The sequence below is a fragment of the Dokdonella sp. genome (assembly GCF_019634815.1).
Classification (GTDB): Bacteria; Pseudomonadota; Gammaproteobacteria; order Xanthomonadales; family Rhodanobacteraceae; genus Dokdonella_A.
Genome location: NZ_JAHCAP010000015.1, coordinates 53,708 through 73,179, shown reverse-complemented (window position 1 = coordinate 73,179; position 19,472 = coordinate 53,708). Strand labels below are relative to the sequence as shown.

The 19,472-nt window shown below is 65.9% G+C and carries 16 protein-coding genes; 6 read left to right on the top strand and 10 right to left on the bottom strand.

The window, feature by feature from the left end; translation table 11 throughout:
- Positions 1-58 precede the first annotated feature (58 nt).
- From KF759_RS09105 to KF759_RS09080, 6 genes are all read right to left on the bottom strand, one after another.
- The gene (locus KF759_RS09105) at positions 59-391 is read right to left on the bottom strand and encodes a hypothetical protein (RefSeq protein WP_291224724.1); all 333 of its coding nucleotides are present in this window, start codon (positions 389-391) and stop codon (positions 59-61) included.
- A 140-nt stretch (positions 392-531) separates the two neighbouring features.
- Complete coding sequence (locus tag KF759_RS09100) at positions 532-1,542, bottom strand: class I fructose-bisphosphate aldolase (RefSeq protein ID WP_291224722.1); 1,011 nt, start codon at positions 1,540-1,542, stop codon at positions 532-534.
- A 141-nt stretch (positions 1,543-1,683) separates the two neighbouring features.
- Complete coding sequence (locus KF759_RS09095; protein ID WP_291224720.1) at positions 1,684-4,791, bottom strand: serine/threonine-protein kinase; 3,108 nt, start codon at positions 4,789-4,791, stop codon at positions 1,684-1,686.
- 77 nt (positions 4,792-4,868) lie between these two features.
- On the bottom strand, positions 4,869-5,309 hold the full coding sequence (locus KF759_RS09090; RefSeq protein ID WP_291224718.1) for an energy transducer TonB: 441 nt from the start codon (positions 5,307-5,309) through the stop codon (positions 4,869-4,871).
- Between the two features lie 225 nt (positions 5,310-5,534).
- On the bottom strand, positions 5,535-7,001 hold the full coding sequence (gene pyk / locus KF759_RS09085; protein WP_291224716.1) for a pyruvate kinase: 1,467 nt from the start codon (positions 6,999-7,001) through the stop codon (positions 5,535-5,537).
- A gap of 72 nt (positions 7,002-7,073) precedes the next feature.
- Positions 7,074-8,903: an EAL domain-containing protein gene (locus tag KF759_RS09080; protein ID WP_291224714.1), complete on the bottom strand. Its 1,830-nt coding sequence runs from the start codon at positions 8,901-8,903 to the stop codon at positions 7,074-7,076.
- A gap of 283 nt (positions 8,904-9,186) precedes the next feature.
- On the opposite strand from KF759_RS09080, the gene KF759_RS09075 reads away from it, so the two are divergent.
- The 3 genes from KF759_RS09075 (at position 9,187) to KF759_RS09065 (ending at position 11,478) form a co-directional block, all read left to right on the top strand.
- Positions 9,187-9,660, top strand: a complete 474-nt coding sequence (locus KF759_RS09075; RefSeq protein WP_291224713.1) for a MarR family transcriptional regulator — start codon at positions 9,187-9,189, stop codon at positions 9,658-9,660.
- On the top strand, positions 9,657-10,088 hold the full coding sequence (locus KF759_RS09070) for an organic hydroperoxide resistance protein (RefSeq protein ID WP_291224712.1): 432 nt from the start codon (positions 9,657-9,659) through the stop codon (positions 10,086-10,088). Before KF759_RS09075 ends, KF759_RS09070 begins: the two co-directional genes overlap by 4 nt.
- Before the next feature lie 124 nt (positions 10,089-10,212).
- Complete coding sequence (locus tag KF759_RS09065) at positions 10,213-11,478, top strand: carbohydrate-binding protein (protein WP_291224711.1); 1,266 nt, start codon at positions 10,213-10,215, stop codon at positions 11,476-11,478.
- A 28-nt stretch (positions 11,479-11,506) separates the two neighbouring features.
- Here the strand turns inward: KF759_RS09065 and KF759_RS09060 are convergent, their stop codons facing one another.
- Positions 11,507-12,139: an HAD hydrolase-like protein gene (locus tag KF759_RS09060; RefSeq protein ID WP_345777430.1), complete on the bottom strand. Its 633-nt coding sequence runs from the start codon at positions 12,137-12,139 to the stop codon at positions 11,507-11,509.
- A 5-nt stretch (positions 12,140-12,144) separates the two neighbouring features.
- Positions 12,145-13,332 (bottom strand): phosphoglycerate kinase, encoded by a 1,188-nt coding sequence (locus KF759_RS09055; protein WP_291224709.1) that lies wholly within the window; start codon positions 13,330-13,332, stop codon positions 12,145-12,147.
- Positions 13,333-13,453: 121 nt separating this feature from the next.
- Here KF759_RS09055 and KF759_RS09050 point away from each other — a divergent pair, with 121 nt between their 5' ends.
- The gene (locus tag KF759_RS09050; RefSeq protein ID WP_291224708.1) at positions 13,454-13,921 is read left to right on the top strand and encodes an OsmC family protein; all 468 of its coding nucleotides are present in this window, start codon (positions 13,454-13,456) and stop codon (positions 13,919-13,921) included.
- Positions 13,922-13,973: 52 nt separating this feature from the next.
- On the opposite strand, the gene KF759_RS09045 is transcribed toward KF759_RS09050, so the two are convergent.
- Positions 13,974-14,300 carry a hypothetical protein gene (locus KF759_RS09045; RefSeq protein WP_291224707.1) on the bottom strand — a complete coding sequence of 109 codons (327 nt, stop codon included), beginning with the start codon at positions 14,298-14,300 and terminating at the stop codon, positions 13,974-13,976.
- A gap of 521 nt (positions 14,301-14,821) precedes the next feature.
- Between KF759_RS09045 and KF759_RS09040 the strand changes: the two genes are divergently transcribed.
- Together KF759_RS09040 and KF759_RS09035 are read left to right on the top strand one after the other, a co-directional pair.
- Complete coding sequence (locus tag KF759_RS09040) at positions 14,822-17,386, top strand: TonB-dependent receptor (protein ID WP_291224706.1); 2,565 nt, start codon at positions 14,822-14,824, stop codon at positions 17,384-17,386.
- Positions 17,387-17,512: 126 nt separating this feature from the next.
- A complete protein-coding gene (locus KF759_RS09035) occupies positions 17,513-19,261 on the top strand; it encodes a hypothetical protein (protein WP_291224705.1) in 1,749 nt (582 codons plus the stop codon).
- Here the strand turns inward: KF759_RS09035 and KF759_RS09030 are convergent.
- Positions 19,243-19,467, bottom strand: a complete 225-nt coding sequence (locus tag KF759_RS09030) for a hypothetical protein (protein ID WP_291224703.1) — start codon at positions 19,465-19,467, stop codon at positions 19,243-19,245. The two genes, KF759_RS09035 and KF759_RS09030, sit on opposite strands and share 19 nt — an antisense overlap.
- Between the last annotated feature and the right edge of the window lie 5 nt (positions 19,468-19,472).

Below are 19,472 nucleotides of genomic sequence, written 5' to 3'. Positions count from 1 at the left end.
TGATGGCCCGATGCTGCGTCGGGCCATTGGTTTCAGCGAACCGCACCGCGGCGTTCGCTCAATCTTGCGGGGTCCACTCGCTGCGCAGTTCCTCGCCGGCGCAACTGGCCCAGATCCTGATCCGGCCCGAGGCCACGCTGGTCGTCACTCGCACCTGCGGATCACCCCAGACGAGCTTGCGAAGATCGCCCTTGGCTGTCTCGACGATCCGCTCGAGCGTCGGATCATCGTTGCCGATGGGCGCACCCAGCGCTTGATGCGCGTTTCGCAGCGCTTCCTGCGCGGCCTGGACGCACTGCGCTGCACTTTTGCCACCCGTCTCGCCTGCAGCGAGCAGTGGGCAGGCCAGCAGGATCAGAAACATCGGTCGTGCGATGTACTTGCCGCTCATTGCCGATCTCCCGGAATCAGCACATTACCGACTCGATGATAGCGGGCTTTGCCGAACGCGCTGCGCCCAAGCCGCAATGAAAACGGGCGCCGCGGCGCCCGTCTTCATCTTGCCGATGAGATCCTTGCGGATCGCCTGAATCAGGCCGACTTCTTCCACTGCCCCAGTGCGGCGAGGCCGTTGTCGCGCGCACGCGCGAACACGGTCTTCTGCGCATCGGCGAAGTTGGCCTGCATGTCCTTGGCCCACAGTTTGAGTGCCGCCGACTGCATCGCGCGACCGTAGGAAAACGACAGCGGCCACGGATGCGGACCCATCTGGTTCATCGCGTTGAGATGCGCGGTGGCCTGCTCGTCGCTCTGGCCGCCAGAGAGGAACACGATGCCCGGCAGCGAGGCCGGCACCGCCGCCTTGAGGCATCGGATTGTCGCCTCGGCAACTTCCTCGACATCGGCCTGATCGGGGCAGTCCTTGCCCGAGACGACCATGCTGGCCTTGAGGATCGTGCCCTCGAGCAGGACATTCTGCTCGTAGAGCGCGCCGAACAGCGAGCGCAGCGTGGCTTCGGTGACTTCGTAGCAGACGTCGATGTCGTGATCGCCGTCCATCAGCACTTCGGGCTCGACCATCGGCACGATGCCCGCTTCCTGGCACAGCGCGGCATAGCGCGCGAGCGCATGCGAATTGGCTTCGATGCAGGTGCCGCTGGGTGTGTCTTCACCAATGGTGATGACCGCACGCCACTTGGCGAATCGGGCGCCGAGCTTGGCATATTCGGCCAGCCGCTCACGCAGGCCATCGAGGCCTTCGGTGACCAATTCGCCCGGAAAACCGGCCAGCGGCTTGGCGCCCAGATCGACCTTGATGCCGGGCAGGATGCCGGCATCGAGCATGACCTTGGTGAACGGCACGCCGGCCTTGGTGGCCTGACGAATGGTTTCGTCGTAGAGGATCGCGCCGGAGATGTGCTCGCCCAACTTGGGCGCAGTCAGCAGCATCTCGCGGTAGGCACGGCGGTTTTCCTCGGTATTGGGCACGTTGACCGAGTCGAAGCGCTTCTTGATCGTCGCGGTCGATTCGTCGATTGCAATGATGCCCTTGCCCGGTGCCACCATCGCCTGGGCGATGCTTTCAAGCTCTTCGATGCTCATCAAGGACTCCGTGGGAAAATGGGCGCACAAGGCGCCGAAACAACCGACGATTATAGGCCAGATGCGGCCGCGCTTGCCGAGGACTCGGGATGGATCGGCAGCGCGCCGGAACGCGGGCTGCTGGCCCGTGGCGCCGGGGTTTCAATGCCCTGCCGGGCGCACGACGGCCGAGCCAATCACCGGCGGCGGCAGCCGTGCTGCCTCGGTATCAATGCCAAGCAGGCGTCCATCGCTGTCGGCCAACCACAGGAAGTGGCGCGAAACATCGTAATCGGCGGCGCCGATCTGGCGCAGATCACTGCGCATTGCCATCGAGGCCGCCCAGCGCGGCGCGCCTTCGGGGTCACGCATCAACTGATAGCGCGCGATGGCACCGGTGCCCAGCGCATAGGCGGCGCTGCCGCTGCCATCGGCGACCAGGGCATAAAAGTCGGCGCCAAAATCGGGCAGGTCATGGAGCTGGTGCGTTTTTTCGTCATAGGCGTACATGCGTGCCGGCGCCGTACCCTGCACCAGCTGCAGAGCCACGCCGGGGAGCGCCACGACGTGATAGCCGCCGCTGCTCTCGACCGTGAACAGGGTGTCGGTCCAGTCCTTGCCGGGCGCGCGTTCCAGCGCCACCACGGTGTTGTTCCAGGTGCCAATCAGCGCATGCGTCGCATTGGCATCGATGTGGAAGGCATGCAGATTCAGGCGACGACCGGTGATGGCACGCAGATCGATCGTCTCTTCGGCCTCGAGCGTGGGCCAATGCCAGCGCTTGAGCGTGCCGTCCGAGGAACTCGACCACAACGCATTGCCCTGCACCTGCAACTGGTTTACGAGAAAATCATGGCCGCGCGACCGCCACTGCACGGTCATGTCGGGCAGGCGCCAAATCGCCAGGGTGCGATCATCGGATGCGCTGGCGAGATGGCCGGCATCGCCGACCAGCGCCGTCACGCCGTCGGCATGCAGGGGATGGTGGCTGACCTTGCCGTCGACCAGCGCATGGATCGAACCATCACGCGCGCCGACATAGACCGCATGGGTCACCGCATCGACGTGTACGGCCCAGGCCTCGCTCTTGCCGATCACGTGCTCGACAGCGATCGGCAAGGTGCCATAGTCGAATTGACGCAGGGTGTGGCTGATCGAATCGAGCAGCAGCAGGCCCTGTCCGTCGACGAAGGCGGTGCCGCGCTCGAGCTTGGCATCGGCATGCCGTTCATCGACGAAAGCCGGATCACGCCACAGCGACAGGCCGCTGTCTCCGGCGACGAGCAGGCTCGGGTAGTCGGGCACCCAGGCCAGGGACTGCGCGCCACCCTGCAGCGAGAACGACCGCCGCGGCGCACTCTCGTCGAGCGCGAACACGTGGACTTCCGGGCCGTTGCTTGCCACCGCCACCCGCGCCGGCACGTCGAGTACGCGCAGATCACGCACCTGCCCGGCGTCGAGCGGCTGATCGAGCACCTGCACCGCATCGCTCGTGCGGTAGACATGCATGCGCGCCGCGCCACGGGTGGCGACCGCGATCCAGTTGCGCGAGAGCGCCACCGCAGCGGCGTCGCCATCGGCGGGCAGGCGGCCGACGCTGCGCAGGCTGTCGCCGTCGATCCGATAGACGCCCAGATCGCTGCCCTGCGCGACCACCAGCGTATGTGCATCCGGCGCAAGCCACAGGCGTGCATCGCGATCGATTTCGGCTGGCAGCGTTGCCAGTTTCTGGCTGCCGCCTTCGATCGGGTCGATCGACAACACGATATTCCCCTCGAGCGCAGCCAGACGGGCACCATCAAGTGCGCCGAGCAGACGTCGGCCGGCCGGCAAATCGACACGACTGGTCACGCCTTCGCCGCGCACCCGATGCAGGTACCAGCCATTGGCCGCAGTAAGCACGACGATGTCGTTGACACGCATGAGGATGCCGCGCGCATCGATCGGCACACTCGAGCTTGAGCGCGCGCGCAACCACTGCACGATTCGGGTTGCCGGTTCCGGCAGAGCATCGGAATCAGTGCTGGAACCCGGCGCGACTGGAACTGCAGGCGTGCTGTCCGCAGCGGTGGTGTCCGCAGGTGGCGAGCGCAGCAGACCCCAGGCGATCACGGCGACGAGCAGGCCGCCGGCGGCAAGCGCAGCCAGGCCGAGCGGGCGCTTCTTGCGTACCGCCAGGGGCACGTTGGCACTGACCGCCTGCCAGACCGTGCTGAGCCTGCGGCTCAGGCTCTCGTGCCAGGTGCCGCTGCGGGTTCGGCTCAGACGCGTGGCCGGCTCGACTGGCGCGGGCACGGATCGACGCGTGGGCACGGGCATCGTCGCCTGTTGCGTGGGCATCGCGCCAAGTGCGATCGCGAATTCCGCGACACTGGCAAATCGGCGCGTCGAATCGGTGGCCAAGGCACGGGAAAGCGCATCGATCGCAGCGGGCGCAGTTCCCGCCGGCAGGCGCGTGACCAGCTTTTCAGTGACGCGACCGATGCCATCGAGCGTGACTTCGCCCAGCGAATGCGCGTCACGCAGCGGGCGGCCGCTGAGCATCTCGGCCACTACCAGTGCCAATGCGTACTGGTCGGTCGCCGCGCTGACGGGATAACCGTAGAACTGCTCGGGCGCGAAATAGCGCGGGGTGCCAATCACATGCCCGGTCTGTGTGAGCGAGCCCGAGGTATCGGTCTCATCGAGCGGCCGCGCAATGCCGAAATCGAGCAGTTTGATGCGTTCGAGCGAGCCGGTCCGCGTGATGAACACGTTCTCGGGCTTGAGATCGCGATGCACGACATTGTGTTCGTGCGCCGCAGTGAGCGCATCGGCGACACCGCGCGTGATCATCATCGCGCGCTGCCAACCGATGCCCTGCGGCGAACGGTTGAGCTCGGCGGCAAGCGTCTCGCCGTGCAGGTACTCCATCACGTAGTACGGCACGCCACCGGGAGCGATGTCGAAGTCGTGCACCTCGACGATGTTGGGATGGCGTACTTCGGCCAGCAGCTTGGCCTCGCGCAGGAAGCGCTCACCGAAAGTCGGATCGCCCAGGCCGGGGAGCAACACCTTGACCGCGACGGGGTGGCCGAGCGTGACGTGGCGCCCCTTGAGCACCACGCCCATGCCACCGCGGCCGATCACGTCGACCAGCTCGAACTTGCCGAAGCTGCGGCCGATGAACACGCTTGCATCGGAATATTGCACAACCCCGCCGCAGTGCAGGCACTTGGCTTCGCTGCCACTGGCAAGGCTGCCGCATTGGCTGCAGACGCGGTAATCCATCACCCGCCCCCGCGTCCGTCCATGCAGTCGGCCGACCGGCCCCTGTTCATGCTGGCGCCCCCTGTTGCGCGTTCACCTCATCGGTCGTCCCAGCCGAGCTTGTCGATCGCGCAGGGCTTCATCATGTCGCTGCGCGCGGTGGCGTCAGCGGGCGAATTGAATGGAAAAATCAGCCAACTGAATACGCGGCTGCGCCCGGAATTGGCCACGCTCGGCTCGAAGCGCATGTGCCTGGCCATGCTTTCGGCGATGCGGCCCAAATCCCCCGCGGGCACCACGCGCTGCACCTTGATCTGGCTGGTGCTGCCGTTCTTGTCGACCACGAACGAAACCGCCGCGCAACCCGGCGCGTGAATGTTCTTGGCGATGTTGGGTACATCGGCCTCGACCGAACTGTTGATGAGCACCCAGTAGTCGGCCAGCTTGTCGGGCACGACGACCTTGGGCGCATCAATCGACTGGGCGCGCGCGCCGGCAATGAGTCCGAATGCAAGAACGGCAAACGCCAGATGCTTCATGGGCGGACTCCTCGAAGGCTTGCTCGGACGAGCATGGCGCCCATTCTAGGCCAATGCCCGCCCGGGCGCCGCGAAACCAGTGCCGCGATTCAGGATGGCGCCGGCATCACCTGCGTCGCTATCGCGTCGGCCCAGGCGCGATTTCGACCATCCGCTGCGATGCATGGCGCAAGGCCGAGGCGAGTGCAGTCGAGGTGCCCCCGCCATCGCGCCCGACATCCGGCGCTACAAGCCGCTCAGGCCCTCGACCACGCCATTGGCGCCGAGCTGCAAGAGCTTGAGCGTGTTGGTGCCACCCAACTGCCCGGTGTGGTCCCCCGTGGTCACCAGCACGCGATCCCCCACGCCCAGACGACCCAGCGCAAACAGATGCGCAAGCGCCTCGCGCACTGCCTGCGTCGGCCCGGCGTCGCGCGCGTCGAAATCAACCGGATACACGTCGCGATAGAGCAGCATGCGGCGCCTTGCGGCGGCATTGCGCGACAATGCGTAGATCGGCACGGTCGATCGGAAGCGTGACAGCCATTGTGCGGTTGCGCCGCTTTCGGTCAGCGCGACGATCGCGCGCACGCTGATCTGTCCGGCCAGGAACATCGCGGCAAGGGCGATTGCCTGATCGGCTCGATCGAGCCGGTGCATGCCCGGGGCAAGGTTTTCGACCGGCTGGAACTGGCGTTCGGCACCAAGGCACACGCGCCGCATCGCCGCGACCGCGAGCGCCGGATGCTTTCCGGCCGCGGTCTCCTGCGACAGCATCACCGCATCGGTTCCGTCGATCACGGCATTGGCGACATCGAGTACTTCGGCGCGCGTGGGAATCGGCGACTCGACCATCGACTGCATCATCTGCGTCGCGGTGATGACGATGCGGCTGCCGCGCAGGGCATCGCGGATGATCTTCTTCTGCAGACCGGGCAACTCGGCATCACCGATTTCCACGCCCAGATCGCCGCGCGCGACCATCACCGCATCGGAGATTTCCACGATTTCGGCAAGGTTGTCGATCGCCTCGGCGCGCTCGATCTTGGCCACCAGCGCGGCCTCACCACCGGCCTGCCGCAGGAGGTCGCGTGCGGTTTCGATGTCCTGCGCGGTCTTGACGAAGGACACGGCGAGAAAGTCCACCCCCAGCTCGGCGGCAAGGCGGATGTCGTTGCGATCCTTCTCTGACAACGCTGCCACGGTGAGACCACCGCCAAGACGGTTGATGCCCTTGCGATCGGACAATCGTCCACCGGCAAGCACCACGCAGTCCACGCGCGCCTTGCCGACCTCGACCACTTCCAGCGACACCAGGCCATCGTCGAGCAACAGCACATCGCCGGGTTTCACGTCACGCCAGAGGTCGAGGTAAGACACCCCCACGCGCGTGGCATCACCCGGTGGCGCATCGGCGCGGCAGTCGAGCGCAAACGGCGCGCCCGACGCCAGTTCGATCGGACCGTCGGCAAAGCGTTCGATGCGGATCTTCGGACCCTGCAGGTCGGCCAGGATGCCGACTTCGATCTTGAGCTCACGCGCCGCCGCACGCACCGCCTGCGCCCGCGCGCGATGATCATCGCCGCTGCCATGCGAGAGATTGAGCCGCACGACGTTGACGCCTTCGGCGAGTACCTTGAGCAGCGCACCCGGCGCATCCGTGGCCGGCCCGAGCGTGGCGATGATCTTGGTGCGCCGCAATTGTTCTTCCACCTGTCGTCCCGTGCGTGAGTGATCGGTATAACGATCATACGCGAGCAGGCCCGCGCCGAAGGTCGGTCGCGCTCACCCGGCAGCCGCGTGGCGCTCACGCACGAAGGCGATGAATTGATCGATCGGCAAGGCCGGCGCCCACAGGAAGCCTTGACCGAATTCACAGCCGAAGTCGCGCAGCCGCGCCAGCGACTGTGCATCCTCGATGCCCTCGGCGGTCGCCTGCATACCCAGGCAATGGGACATCTCGATGATCGCCCGCACCAGCCCCTCATCCTGCGCACTGCTGCCCAGATTGCGCACGAACGACTGGTCGATCTTGAGCGAATGCACGGCGAATCGTTGCAGGTAGGCAAGGTTGGAATAGCCGGTTCCGAAATCGTCGATCGTGATGCGCACGCCAAGTTCGCCCAGACGCCGCAACACGCCAATCAGGTCGGGGGTGTCGGCAAAGGTCGACTCGGTCATTTCGAGTTCGAGGTTGCCGGGTTCGAGTGCGCTCGCGGCGAGCGCCTCGCGGATCGTGGCTTCGAGGTCGCCACGACGGAACTGCAGAGGCGACACATTGACCGACACCGCCAGCTCACCGAGCCCGGCGCGGCGCCATTCGCGGGCGGCATCGCAGGCCTGGCGCAGCACCCAGGCACCGACTTCGTGAATCAGGCCGCTGCGCTCAGCCACTTCGATGATGCGGTGCACCGACACCGGCGCGGCATCGGGCCGCGGCCAGCGCAGCAGCGCTTCGGCTCCGACCACGCGCCCGCTGCCCAAATCGAACTTGGGTTGGTAGTGGACCTCGAGCTCGTCATGGGCGAGCGCCGCATGCAGGCCCGAGGCGATTTGCAGATGCTCGAGTATGCCTTGATTCACGCTGGCATCGAAAAAGCGAAACGCGTTGCGGCCGGCATCCTTGGCTTGGTACATCGCCAGATCAGCATGCTTGAGCAGAACCGCCGGCTCGTTGCCATCGCGCGGTGCCAGCGCGATGCCGAGCGAGGCCGTGATCGGCACCTCGACGCCGTCGAGCACGAACGGCTGGCTCAGTGCCTGCAAGATCCGCGTCGCCGTATCCGCCGCCGCATCCTCATTCTCGAGGTCACCGAGCACGATCAGGAATTCGTCACCCGACATGCGCGCCGCCATGTCGCTGCCGCGCACGGCCAGGCTCAGCGCTTCACCAACCTTGCACAGCAATTCATCGCCTGCCGAATGGCTGAGTGAATCATTGATGGTCTTGAAGTTGTCCAGATCGAGGAACATCACCGCGATCATGTCCTGGCCGCGGCGCGGCTTGCCCAGCAGGTACTGCAACTGCTCCATCGCCAGACTGCGATTGGGCAGCCCGGTGAGACTGTCGTGCCGGGCCATCAGGGCGATGCGTTCGCGCGAGGCTTGCAAGGCAAGCTTTTCCGCTTCCAGTCGCACCATGTTGCGCAGCAGGTCCCCCGCGAGCAGCCACACGAAGAAACCGCTGAAGACGATGATCAGGATCATTGCCAGCGGCCGTCGCCAATTGAGCGGACGCGGCACGCTGAGCAGGATCCCCGCCTCGTGCAGGGCATACAAAGCCGCCAGCACGGCCAGCATCACCACCATCAGCATCACCAGCAACTTGCGCGAGCCGAACATGCCGGCGAAAACCAGCAGGGCCGGGAATGCCAGCGGAACCTCGTCGTACAGGCCCTGGTCGACGGCCATCAAGCCGCACAAGCCGACCAGCAGGGTCACGATCATCCAGGCGGCCGCCAACTCAAGCCGGCCCTGCTGGTTCCAGCGATGCGCCAGCAGCAGCATCACGATCAGGCCCAGATCGAAAGCGAGGTTGATCGTGGTGCCGCGCGTGAAATTGGTCACGCAGAACACCAGAAGCGCCGCGATCACCAGCCAGATGATCTGACGCAAGCGGCCCTTCTGCAGTGCCAGGACCTTGTCCGGCCGCAGATTCGAGAAGCGCCGTCCGCTACCTTGCGCCACCGGCAAGCGCCGCGTCAGCTCGAAGTGCGGGCGCGCGCGCTCCGCTGCATGATCCCCATCGCTTCCTCCATCGGTTTCGTGACCGACCCGCCCCAGCGTAATGGGTTGCGTTTGCGTTGACAAACGCCGCCACCGCAGACCCTGATCTTCATCGCCAAATGTTTCCGAACGATTAAGTTTGCGCACAATTCATTTGCATACAATCGATCGGGTGGACAGGACCACTGGCAAGCCTGCGGCCCCATCGCTGCATCTGGAGGAACAGCTGTGTTTCGCGCTGTATGCCGCCTCGCGGGCGATGACGACCGCCTACAGACCCCTGCTCGAACCCCTGGGCCTGACCTATCCGCAATACCTCGTGCTGCTGGTGTTGTGGGAAGTCGATGCCTGTAACGTGCGCGAGCTGGGCCAGCGCCTGCAACTCGATTCGGGCACGCTCACGCCCCTGCTCAAGCGCATGCAGGCGGCGGGGCTGGTCACGCGCCGGCGCCGGCGCAGCGATGCGCGCGTGGTCGAGATCCGCATCACGCAAGCAGGCCGCGCCTTGCACGCAGGTGCGCTGCAGATTCCCGCCTGCCTGATCCGCCACAGTGGCCTGTCCGCACAGAACCTGACCGCGCTGCGCGGCAGCCTCACCCGCTTGACCGGCTCGCTTGCGAGCCACCCTGAAGGAGATAGCCCATGAAACTCAGCAAGATCCTCTATACCGCAACCGCAACCGCCAAGGGCGGTCGCAACGGCCATATCCAGAGCAGCGATGGCGTGCTCAAGGCCGACCTCAAGGTACCCAGGGAGATGGGCGGCCCGGGCGGCGCAGCCACCAACCCGGAACAACTGTTCGCAGCGGGCTATGCCGCCTGCTTCGAAGGCGCGGTGCGCCTGGTCGCCGGCCAGAAGAAGGTCGACGTTCCGGCCGATACCCATGTGGTCGCCCATGTCGGCATCGGCCCGCGCGAACCCACCGGGTTCGGCATTGCGGTCCAGCTCGAAGTGCACCTGCCCGGTGTCGAACGCGCGCTCGCGCAGGAGATCGTCGATACCGCGCACCGTGACATCTGCCCGTACTCGCATGCCACGCGCGGCAATGTCGATGTGACGATCAAGCTCGCCTGAGCGCCACCACGACGGAAAGCGGCAGTCCGTCACGTTATGCCGATGCGGGCTTGGACAGCCGCGAAAGTCGACCCCATGATGCGCGCCGTCGCACTCGCGCGGCGCCACCATCGGATCGACCGACATGAGCCTGCCTGCCGTGATTCGTCCTGCCGCATTGCTGGCGCTTGCCTGCATCCCGGTCTGCCACGCCCACGCCGCGCCCGAATGCGCAGCCGCCTGGAACGCATCGACCGCATACAACGGTGGTGATGTCGCCAGTCAGAATGCGACCAACTACCGCGCCAGCTGGTGGACGCAGGGTGATGAGCCGGCATCCCACAATGGCGCACCCGGATCGGGCCAGCCGTGGACCGCGGTGGAAGCCTGCGAAGGCGATGGCGGCGATCCCGGCAACGAGCCACCCGACCCGATCTTCCGCAACGGCTTCGAAGGCATTGCCGAAGGGTTCGTGTTCAGTCCCTACAAGGACGTCACGATCAACATGGACTGGAATACCAACCACATGCGCAGCGCGGTACTGGGCAGCGCCTTGCCGCTGGTCGGCAGCGGTGGCCTGATTCCGCAGCACACGCCGGGGCTGCAGACGGTGACGCTGGCCTTCGCCACCGGCCAGTGCGGCAACGAGAACTGGGGCGGGGTTGCAGGGCAGGCGTTCGCCGACGCCAATATTCCGAGCTTCGTCGCCGCAGGTGTCGATTACATCATTGCCACCGGTGGCGCTGCGGGTGCGTTCACCTGCAGCGATCCACAGCAGTTCGAAGCCTTCATCGCGCGCTACGCCAGTGCCAACCTGCGTGGCATCGACTTCGACATCGAGGGCGGCCAGACGCCGACGCAGATCCAGTCACTGGTTGCGGTCGCGGCCGCGGCGCAGGCCACTCATCCGCAACTGCGCTTCTCCTTCACGCTGGCGACGCTGGCCGCTTCCGATGGCAGTTACGGCGGACTCAACAGCCTGGGCGCCGCCACCGTGCAGGCGATCCAGGCATCGAGCCTGGAAAACTACACGATCAACCTCATGGTGATGGACTACGGCGCGACCGGCAGTGGCGTATGCGTGGTGGTCGATGGCCGCTGCGACATGGGTGCCTCCGCAATCCAGGCGGCGGTCAATCTCATGCACAGCTTCAACGTGCCGATCGACAAGATCGAACTGACGCCGATGATCGGCCTCAACGACGTGGTCAGCGAGACCTTTACCGATGCCGATGTCGATACGGTGATGGCCTATGCGCGAGACAACGGCCTCGCCGGCGTGCACTACTGGTCGTTCGACCGCGACACGCCCTGCGCCAGCCCGACCGCCAATGCCTCGCCGATCTGCAATTCGGTCGGAGGCACCCAGCCGCTGCAGTACACCTTGCGCTTCCTGCAGCATCTGCCGTAGCGGCGCGCTGCGCGTCCGCACCTTGGCATCAAGGCGCCAGCAGCGCCGGCAATTGCGCCGGCTCGTCGGCGATCACATCGGCCTGCGCCGCGCGCAATTCCGCGATGCTGCCGAAACCCCAGCTCACGCCGATCGCGCGCACGTGGTTGGCGTGCGCACCCTCGATGTCGAAGCGGCGATCGCCGATCATCACGGCATCGTGCGCCGCGCAGGAAAAATCCCTGAGCGCCTGCGCGATCATCGTGGCCTTTTCGCTGTGCGCGCTGCCCTGCGCAGGCGAGTAGGTCGCTTGGAAACAGGTGCCGAATGGCAGGTGGTCGACGATGCGCTGCGCATGCGGCGCCACCTTGGTCGTCACCACCGCGAGCTGCGCGCCTTGCGCCGCGATCTGCATGACCACCTCGGCGATCCCCGCATACACCGCATGTTCGCGCCAGCCCACCGCATCGAAGCGTTCGCGATAGAGCGCGACCGCCTGCTCGGTGCGCGCCGGGTCGGCACCGAGCAGCTGCGGAAAACTCGCGCGCAGCGGCGGGCCGATCCATTCGCGCAGCGCTTCGCGCGGCGGGATCGGCGCGCCGAGCGTGCGCAGGGCATGTTCGATCGAGGCAGTGATGCCCTGCTCGGAGTCGATCAGCGTACCGTCGAGATCCAGCAGCACCAGCCTCAAGCGCGCGCCTCGAGCGCGGCGACCGCGGGCAGCACCTTGCCTTCGAGGAATTCCAGGAAGGCGCCGCCACCGGTGGAAATGTAGGACACGCGATCGGCGACGCCGTATTTCTCGATTGCCGCGAGCGTGTCGCCGCCGCCGGCGATCGAGAACGCGCGCGCTGCCGCGATGGCCTGCGCCAGGCTGCGCGTGCCGTTGCCGAAGGCATCGAACTCGAACACGCCGACCGGGCCGTTCCACACCACCGTGCCGGCCTTGGCGATCAGCGCGGCATAGCGCGCGCTGGTCTGCGGGCCGATGTCGAGGATCATGTCCTCGTCGCCAACCTCGGCCACCGCCTTGATCGTCGCCGGCGCGTCGGCGGCAAACGCCGGCGCCACGATCACGTCGGTGGGTATCGGCACTTCGGCGCCGCGCGCCTTGGCGTCGGCGATGATCTTCCTGGCGGTATCGAGCAGGTCGGCCTCGAACAGCGACTTGCCGACCTTGTGCCCCATCGCGGCGATGAAAGTGTTGGCGATGCCGCCACCGACGATGAGCTGGTCGACCTTGTCGACGAGGTTCTCGAGCAGGCTGAGCTTGGTCGAGACCTTGGAGCCGGCGACGATCGCGAGCAGTGGTCGCGCCGGCTGTTCGAGCGCCTTGGCCAGCGCATCGATCTCGGCCATCAGCAGCGGCCCGCCCGCTGCGACCTTGGCAAAACGGATCGCGCCGTGGGTGGAGGCCTGCGCGCGATGTGCAGTGCCGAAGGCATCCATCACGAACACATCGCACAGCGCGGCGTACTTCTTCGCCAGCGTCTCGTCATCCTTGCCTTCGCCGACGTTCATGCGGCAGTTCTCGAGCAGCACGAGCTGACCCGGCGCCACGGCAACACCATCGAGCCAGTCGCGCACGAGCGGTACCTCACGCCCTAGCAGTTGCGCCAGGCGCTGCGCCACCGGCGCGAGCGAATCTTCGGCAGTCCAGACGCCTTCCTTCGGGCGCCCCAGGTGCGAAGTCACCATCACCGCGGCGCCTTTCTCCAGCGCGAGCCGGATCGTCGGCAGCGCGGCGAGGATGCGTGTTTCCGAGGTGATGTGGGCACTGCCGTCGGCAGCGTGTTCGATCGGCACGTTGAGATCCTCGCGGATCAGCACGCGCTTGCCGGCGAGATCGAGATCGGTCATGCGAACAATGGCCATGGCGCAGTTTCCAGGGTTGGAAACATGCCATTACAACGGCGACGCGGGCGCGACGCAATGGCCGGCTTGCCCGCACGGCAGGGTCGCGCTGAAAATCGGGAATCGCGAATCGAGGAACATCATGAGTGAACATCGCGCAACCGTTGCGTGGCAACGCGAGGCCGCAGCGGAATTCCGCCGCGGTCTTTACTCGCGCCGGCATCAGTGGCGCTTCGACGGCGGCGCGGTGATCGCTGCTTCGCCTTCACCATCCGTGGTGCCAGCGCCTTGGTCAGACCCGACAGCAGTCGATCCCGAGGAAGCCTTCATCGCCGCGCTCGCGAGCTGCCACATGCTGTGGTTCCTTTCGCTCGCCGCCGAGCGCGGCTGGGTCGTCGACGCCTACGAAGACCAAGCCGTCGGCACGCTGGGCCGCATCGCGCCCGGCCGGCAGGCGATCACCGACGTCGTGCTCCGACCGCGCATCGCGTTCGGTGGCGCGACGCAACCGAGTGTCGCGCAAATCGACGAACTGCACGAAGCCGCGCATGAGCGCTGTTTCATCGCCAATTCGGTGACCACGCGCATCCGCATCGAGGCGTGCGACTGAATGCGCCTTGCCCGATCGCGGCTGCGATCGGGCGCCGCTGGCCTGCACAGGTTCAGTCGTCTTCGTCGCCCGGCATCTGCACCTTGCCGCGCACGTTGCGGTGCGCGGTGCCGCCCAGACCATGCGAGCGCGCGGTGAGGTCTCCGCCGCCATCCTCGACCTGCAGGTCACCAGTGTCCATCGACTCGACTCGCACATCTCTGGCGACGTGTCGCAGGTGCAGGTCGCCGGTTTCCAGTCGCTTGACGGCGACGCTGCCGCCGATGTTTTCAAGCACCACGTCGCCCGTACTGACCTCATCGATGGCGACATCGCCGCGCAGGCCGCTCAGGGCGATGTCGCCGGCAGCGATCAGCAGGGCAGGCAGGACATGGGACATGGGGCACTCTCCTTGGGCAACGCAGGTGAGGCGCAGCGTGGCGCAAATGGGTTTAGCAGGATGCTGAACAAGTCCGTGCTGGACTTTTTCAGCCCGTCGAGTCCGGTACACGCCCGGACTCGACTGCGGCGAACCGGTTGCTTGCGTGGTCGATTCGCGTGCAGCGCGTCCCGGCGCTGCGCAGGCAGCGCTGCGGGCAAGAGTCTTCGAGCGGCCGACCGACGACATGCCGAAAAGGGGCCTTCGGCCACCTGCCAAGCCGGCCAGCGACAGCGGTCTTGCGCCCCTTCCCTTTTTCGCGGACCCGCCGGAGCGCGCCGACCCGCGGCGATCATCGAGCTGTCACCGACCTGTCGCATGCCCGTCATCGGCCATGCCGACGATATGCGGATTCCCGCAAGGGACCCCCACTCTCGAAAGTCGATGCCGTGCGCCCGATCAGTTTGCCTGTTGCCAGCTTGAGTTTCGCCATCGCCTGCGCTTTGGCCCACGGGTCGGAGACGTGGGCGCAGTCGCCACCCGTGGCCGTTGCCACGCAATCTGCCACGCCAGCGATCGATCAGACGACGACTGCGGTGCCGGCCCTCTCGCCTGCGGACACCACCGAGCTCTCCGGTGTGACCGTGCAGGGCAGCTCCAAGGCGGGCAATGACGCACTGTATCTCGATGAGCGGCGCAGCGCCGCGACGGTGACGGAGGCACTGGGCGCCGAGCAGATCGCGCGCACCGGCGACTCGGATGTGGCTGGCACGCTCAAGCGCGTGACCGGCTTGACCGTGGTGGACGGCAAGTACGTCCATGTCCGCGGCCTGGGCGAGCGCTACACCAATGTGCTGCTGAACGGCGCGCCGATTCCCAGCCCGGATTACACGCGCCGGGTGGTGCCACTGGACCTGTTTCCCACCGAGCTGCTCGATGGCGTCATCGTGCAGAAGTCCTACGGTCCCGGCCTGCCCGGCGAATTTGCCGGCGGGAGCGTGGTGCTGCGCACGCGCGAGGTCCCCTACGCCTTCCATTTTCGTGCCAAGGGCTCGCTGGGATACCACGAAGGCACGACCTTCGATGACGGCATTGGATATGCCGGAGGCAGCCGCGACTGGACGGGGCGTGACGATGGCAAGCGCGCGCTGCCGGGCGATCTGGAAGCGGCGATTTCCGGCGGGCGCTTCCTGCGCCCGCAGTCGCCAGCCAACCCGACCGGCGCAACCCCGATCCAGCTGCAGGCCTATGGCCACGGCGTGGCAGCGGCAGGCTACGGCATCGAGGACCGGCGTATCGGCCCGGACAGTGGCTATTCGGTCGGCATCGGCAATGGCTTCGAGCTCGGCGACAACATGCGACTGGGCATCATCGGCGCCACGCGCTACGCCCAATCCTGGGACACCGTGCACGAGCAACGCGACACCTATGCCGCCAGCGACCACGGCCTCGACCCGATCGCCGCACAGGTAGTGGACGCAACCAGCCGCGAGATCGACGCCAGCTTCTTCACCAACGTGGGCCTGGATATCGGCATGGATCACCGGATCGCGCTGACCAGCCTGCTGCTGCGCCAGACGATGGACCGAGCCAAGCTCACCGATGGTGTTGCCGACAGCGTTCCATCGCGCTTCGGCGAACAGAAGTGGACCGAAAACCAGTTGCTCGCCCACCAGTTGGGCGGCCATCACGTGCTGCCCTTCGCCAAATATCTGGAGCTGGATTGGCAGTACACACGCGCCAGGGCCGGCCGTGACGAACCCAACACCCGGCGCTGGCGCTTTGATCATGCCGGCGACGCACTGGAGTTCTCGCACCGCTCCGATTCCAACTCGCAGACCTGGGGCGAACTCGATGACGATCTGGACAACCTGCAGTTCAAGGCGCTGCTGCCCTTCAATTTCAAGGATGGCTCGAGCCTGAACTTCGCCGGCGGACTCGGCCGCAGCACGCGCGAACGCGAATCCTCGATTCGCACCTTCACTTTCCAGTTGGCACCCAATTCGGACCTGGCAGCCAATCCCGAGTTCTGGCATTTGCCGATCGACCAGATTCTGGCGCCGGACAACATCCGCCCCGACGGTTTCGTACTGCGCGAGGTGACCCGCGCCACCGACAACTATCGAGCGGAGCAAACCCTGGATTCGCTCTACCTCAATGCCGAGTACACGTTCCACGACCAGTTCCGCTTCTCCCTCGGCGCGCGCCGCGAGCGCAACGACCAGCAGGTCGTCACCTACAGCATCATCAACTCGAATTCTCCGCCGGTGGTGGCTGGCGACCATTCCGCCGCCTGGCTGCCGGCTGCGGCCTTCACCTGGATGCACAGCGCCAACGCGCAGCTGCGCCTGGGTTTGAGCCAAACCCTGGCGCGTCCGGATTTTCGTGAGCTGTCACGCGCACCCTACACCGATCCCGAGCTCGACATCGATACGATCGGCAATCCCGACCTGGTCGGCACGCGCATCCGTAACCTCGACCTGCGCTGGGAGTATTACTTCTCCGACGCCGACAGCCTGTCCATTGGCGCGTTCGACAAACGATTCAAGGACCCGATCGAGCGCTTGCGATTGCCCGGCTCCACCCCGTTGCTGAGCTTTGCCAATGCCGCGAGCGCGCACAACTACGGTGTCGAGCTCGACATCTACAAGAGACTGGACTTCTTCGGCCAGCCCTGGTCGCCTTTCCGTCTGGGATTCAACTACGCACGCATCCGCTCCCGGGTGGAACTCGATCCGCGGAGCGCCAGCTACCAGACCAATCTCTCGCGGTCGATGCAGGGCCAGTCGCCCCATGTGGTGAACGTGCAGATCGGCTACGAACCGCCGGAGGGCCGCTTCGATGCCCAACTGATGTTCAACCGTGCCGGCCGGCGCATCTCCGAAGTCGGCGTGCAGGGCCAGCCGGACATCTACGAGGAAGCTTTCAACGCGCTGGACTTCCAGATGCGCCACCAGTTCGCGCCCAACTGGCGCTGGTCGCTGCGGCTGCGCAACCTGCTCGACCCCGAGGTGAGGTTCACGCAAGGCAGTCTGCCAACGCGGCAGTACCGCAAGGGCCGCGAGTTCCAGCTCAGCTTCGAATGGCGGCCCGGCAAAGACTCGTGAGGCCGCTGCCACACGCCTGCAAGGCACCTGCGACCGTGCTGTCACATGCCGTCCCTACGCTGACGGACGGCGACCACGGCGCCATGTGCGCCCACCGCTCCCTTCGTTCAACCGAGGAAATTTCCGATGAAGTTCATCAACAAGCAGATTCTGACGGGCGCGCTCCTTGGCGCGCTCGCGGTGGGCCAGGCCCACGCGGCGCTGACCCTGTCCGATGCCTTTGATGGCGGCTGGGCCGACCTCAGCCACCCCGCTTCGGCGCGTGGTTGGGTATTCGACGTGCTGTCGGCTTCCAATGGCAACAAGACCCTGTACGTGTCGGGCTACCTCTACGACAGCCAAGGCAATCCGATCTGGGTGACCGCGTCGCCCACGTTCGGTGAATTCGAGTTCACCCGCAGCGCCGAGCTGTACGCTTTCACGGGCGGCACCTTCAATGGCGCCGGCAACGAAACCCCCACCCAGCGCGCGTTCGGCACCGTCGATGTCGAATTCCACAGCTGCAGCGCAGCGACAGTGAAGGTGACGCCCGCCGCAGGCAGCGGGCTGCAGCCGATGACCTGGACGGCCAACCCGCTGCAGAACCTGGTGACGCAAGACAAGGTGGGATGTGCCTATACCCGGGCTTTCACCACCTGTCCAACCGGCACCCGCCCCGGCAGCCTGCCGCGCAGTTGCGTGCTGAGCGGCACCATCACCTCCGACCTGACCCTCACCAATGACACCACCTGGCAACTGGAAGGCCTGGTTACCGTGGGCGGTGACAACACCGCCAGCGCGACCGTAACCATCGAGCCAGGCACCCTCGTAACCGGCAGTGGCGACAGCGCCGACTATCTCTACGTGAATCCGGGCTCGAAGCTGGTCGCCAACGGCACGCCCAACGCACCCATCATTTTCACCAGTCCGCGCGACGGGCAGCTCGGGCAGACGCCTGCGCCCGGAGATTGGGGTGGCATCGTGCTGTCGGGCAACGCCCCAAACAACAAATGCGCCGCGGCGCCGTTCGACTGCCGCAGCGAGTTCAATCCAGCCCTGCGCTATGGCGGCAGCAACCCGCACGACAGCTCAGGCAGTCTGCGCTACGTCCAGGCCCGCTATGCCGGATATGTCTTCACCGAGGGCCGCGAAGTCAATTCGTTCACCTTCCAGGCAGTCGGTGACGGCACCGTACTCGAACACCTGCAGTCCTACCGCGGCAAAGACGACGGTTTCGAGTGGTTCGGTGGCACCGTGAACGCGAAGTACCTGATTTCCTACGAAGTCGGTGACGACGGCTTCGATTGGGACGAGGGCTGGAACGGCAAGGTCCAGTTCGCATTTTCGAAGTGGGCCAACGCCTCGCTCGGCCTCGGCGACGACAATGGCTTCGAGTCATCCAATCAGGCCGACAATCACGATGCCTCGCCACGCACGATTCCGCGCTGGTCGAACGTGACCCTGATCGGCAACGGCAGCGGGGGTGGCAACGGCGTGCACCTCAAGGAAGGCACCGGCGGCCACCTCAGCAACCTGCTCGTCAGCGACTTCAACAAGACCGGCAAGGCCTGCCTCATGGTCGCCAACGCCGCCACCGCCGCCTTGGTCGGCGGCCCCAATCTCAGCCTCGACCATACCTGGCTCAATTGCACCACGCCAGTCGCCGACGGCAGCAACGGCGTTCCCGGGGCGGCCAAGGCCCTGTTCGACAGCGGGGCCGGCAATGGCAGCGGCAATCCGCAGCTCGTCGGCTTCCTGCCGGCGCCCGGCTCGCCGCTGCACGATGGCCGATTGGTCACCGACGACGCTTTCTTTGCGCCGGCACCCTACATCGGCGCCTTCCGTGACCGCAACGACGACTGGACTGCCGGCTGGACCTACGGCATCGCCCGCTGAGCGTCTGTTAATGGAGCTTGTGGGAGCGGGGCGAACCGCGAACCGACACGGAAAACCTTCGTCGGTGCACCCGCTCCCACAACCGGCTCCCACATCGCAACACCGGCCGCAGATGCGACCTTGCGGGAGCCGTCGCGGCTGCCGATCGGCACGTTCAGATCCTCGCGGATCAGCAGGCGCTTGCCGGCGAGATCGAAGTCACTCATGCGCA

What these genes read in the sequence shown, in the direction of transcription:
- KF759_RS09070 (WP_291224712.1), top strand. Translation starts at nt 9,657, where the DNA reads ATGAAACTCAGCAAGATCCTCTATACCGCAACCGCAACCGCCAAGGGC.
- KF759_RS09095 (WP_291224720.1), bottom strand. Translation starts at nt 4,791, where the DNA reads ATGGATTACCGCGTCTGCAGCCAATGCGGCAGCCTTGCCAGTGGCAGC.
- KF759_RS09035 (WP_291224705.1), top strand. Translation starts at nt 17,513, where the DNA reads ATGAAGTTCATCAACAAGCAGATTCTGACGGGCGCGCTCCTTGGCGCG.
- KF759_RS09065 (WP_291224711.1), top strand. Translation starts at nt 10,213, where the DNA reads ATGAGCCTGCCTGCCGTGATTCGTCCTGCCGCATTGCTGGCGCTTGCC.
- KF759_RS09055 (WP_291224709.1), bottom strand. Translation starts at nt 13,332, where the DNA reads ATGGCCATTGTTCGCATGACCGATCTCGATCTCGCCGGCAAGCGCGTG.
- KF759_RS09105 (WP_291224724.1), bottom strand. Translation starts at nt 391, where the DNA reads ATGAGCGGCAAGTACATCGCACGACCGATGTTTCTGATCCTGCTGGCC.
- KF759_RS09090 (WP_291224718.1), bottom strand. Translation starts at nt 5,309, where the DNA reads ATGAAGCATCTGGCGTTTGCCGTTCTTGCATTCGGACTCATTGCCGGC.
- KF759_RS09030 (WP_291224703.1), bottom strand. Translation starts at nt 19,467, where the DNA reads ATGAGTGACTTCGATCTCGCCGGCAAGCGCCTGCTGATCCGCGAGGAT.
- KF759_RS09100 (WP_291224722.1), bottom strand. Translation starts at nt 1,542, where the DNA reads ATGAGCATCGAAGAGCTTGAAAGCATCGCCCAGGCGATGGTGGCACCG.
- KF759_RS09045 (WP_291224707.1), bottom strand. Translation starts at nt 14,300, where the DNA reads ATGTCCCATGTCCTGCCTGCCCTGCTGATCGCTGCCGGCGACATCGCC.
- KF759_RS09050 (WP_291224708.1), top strand. Translation starts at nt 13,454, where the DNA reads ATGAGTGAACATCGCGCAACCGTTGCGTGGCAACGCGAGGCCGCAGCG.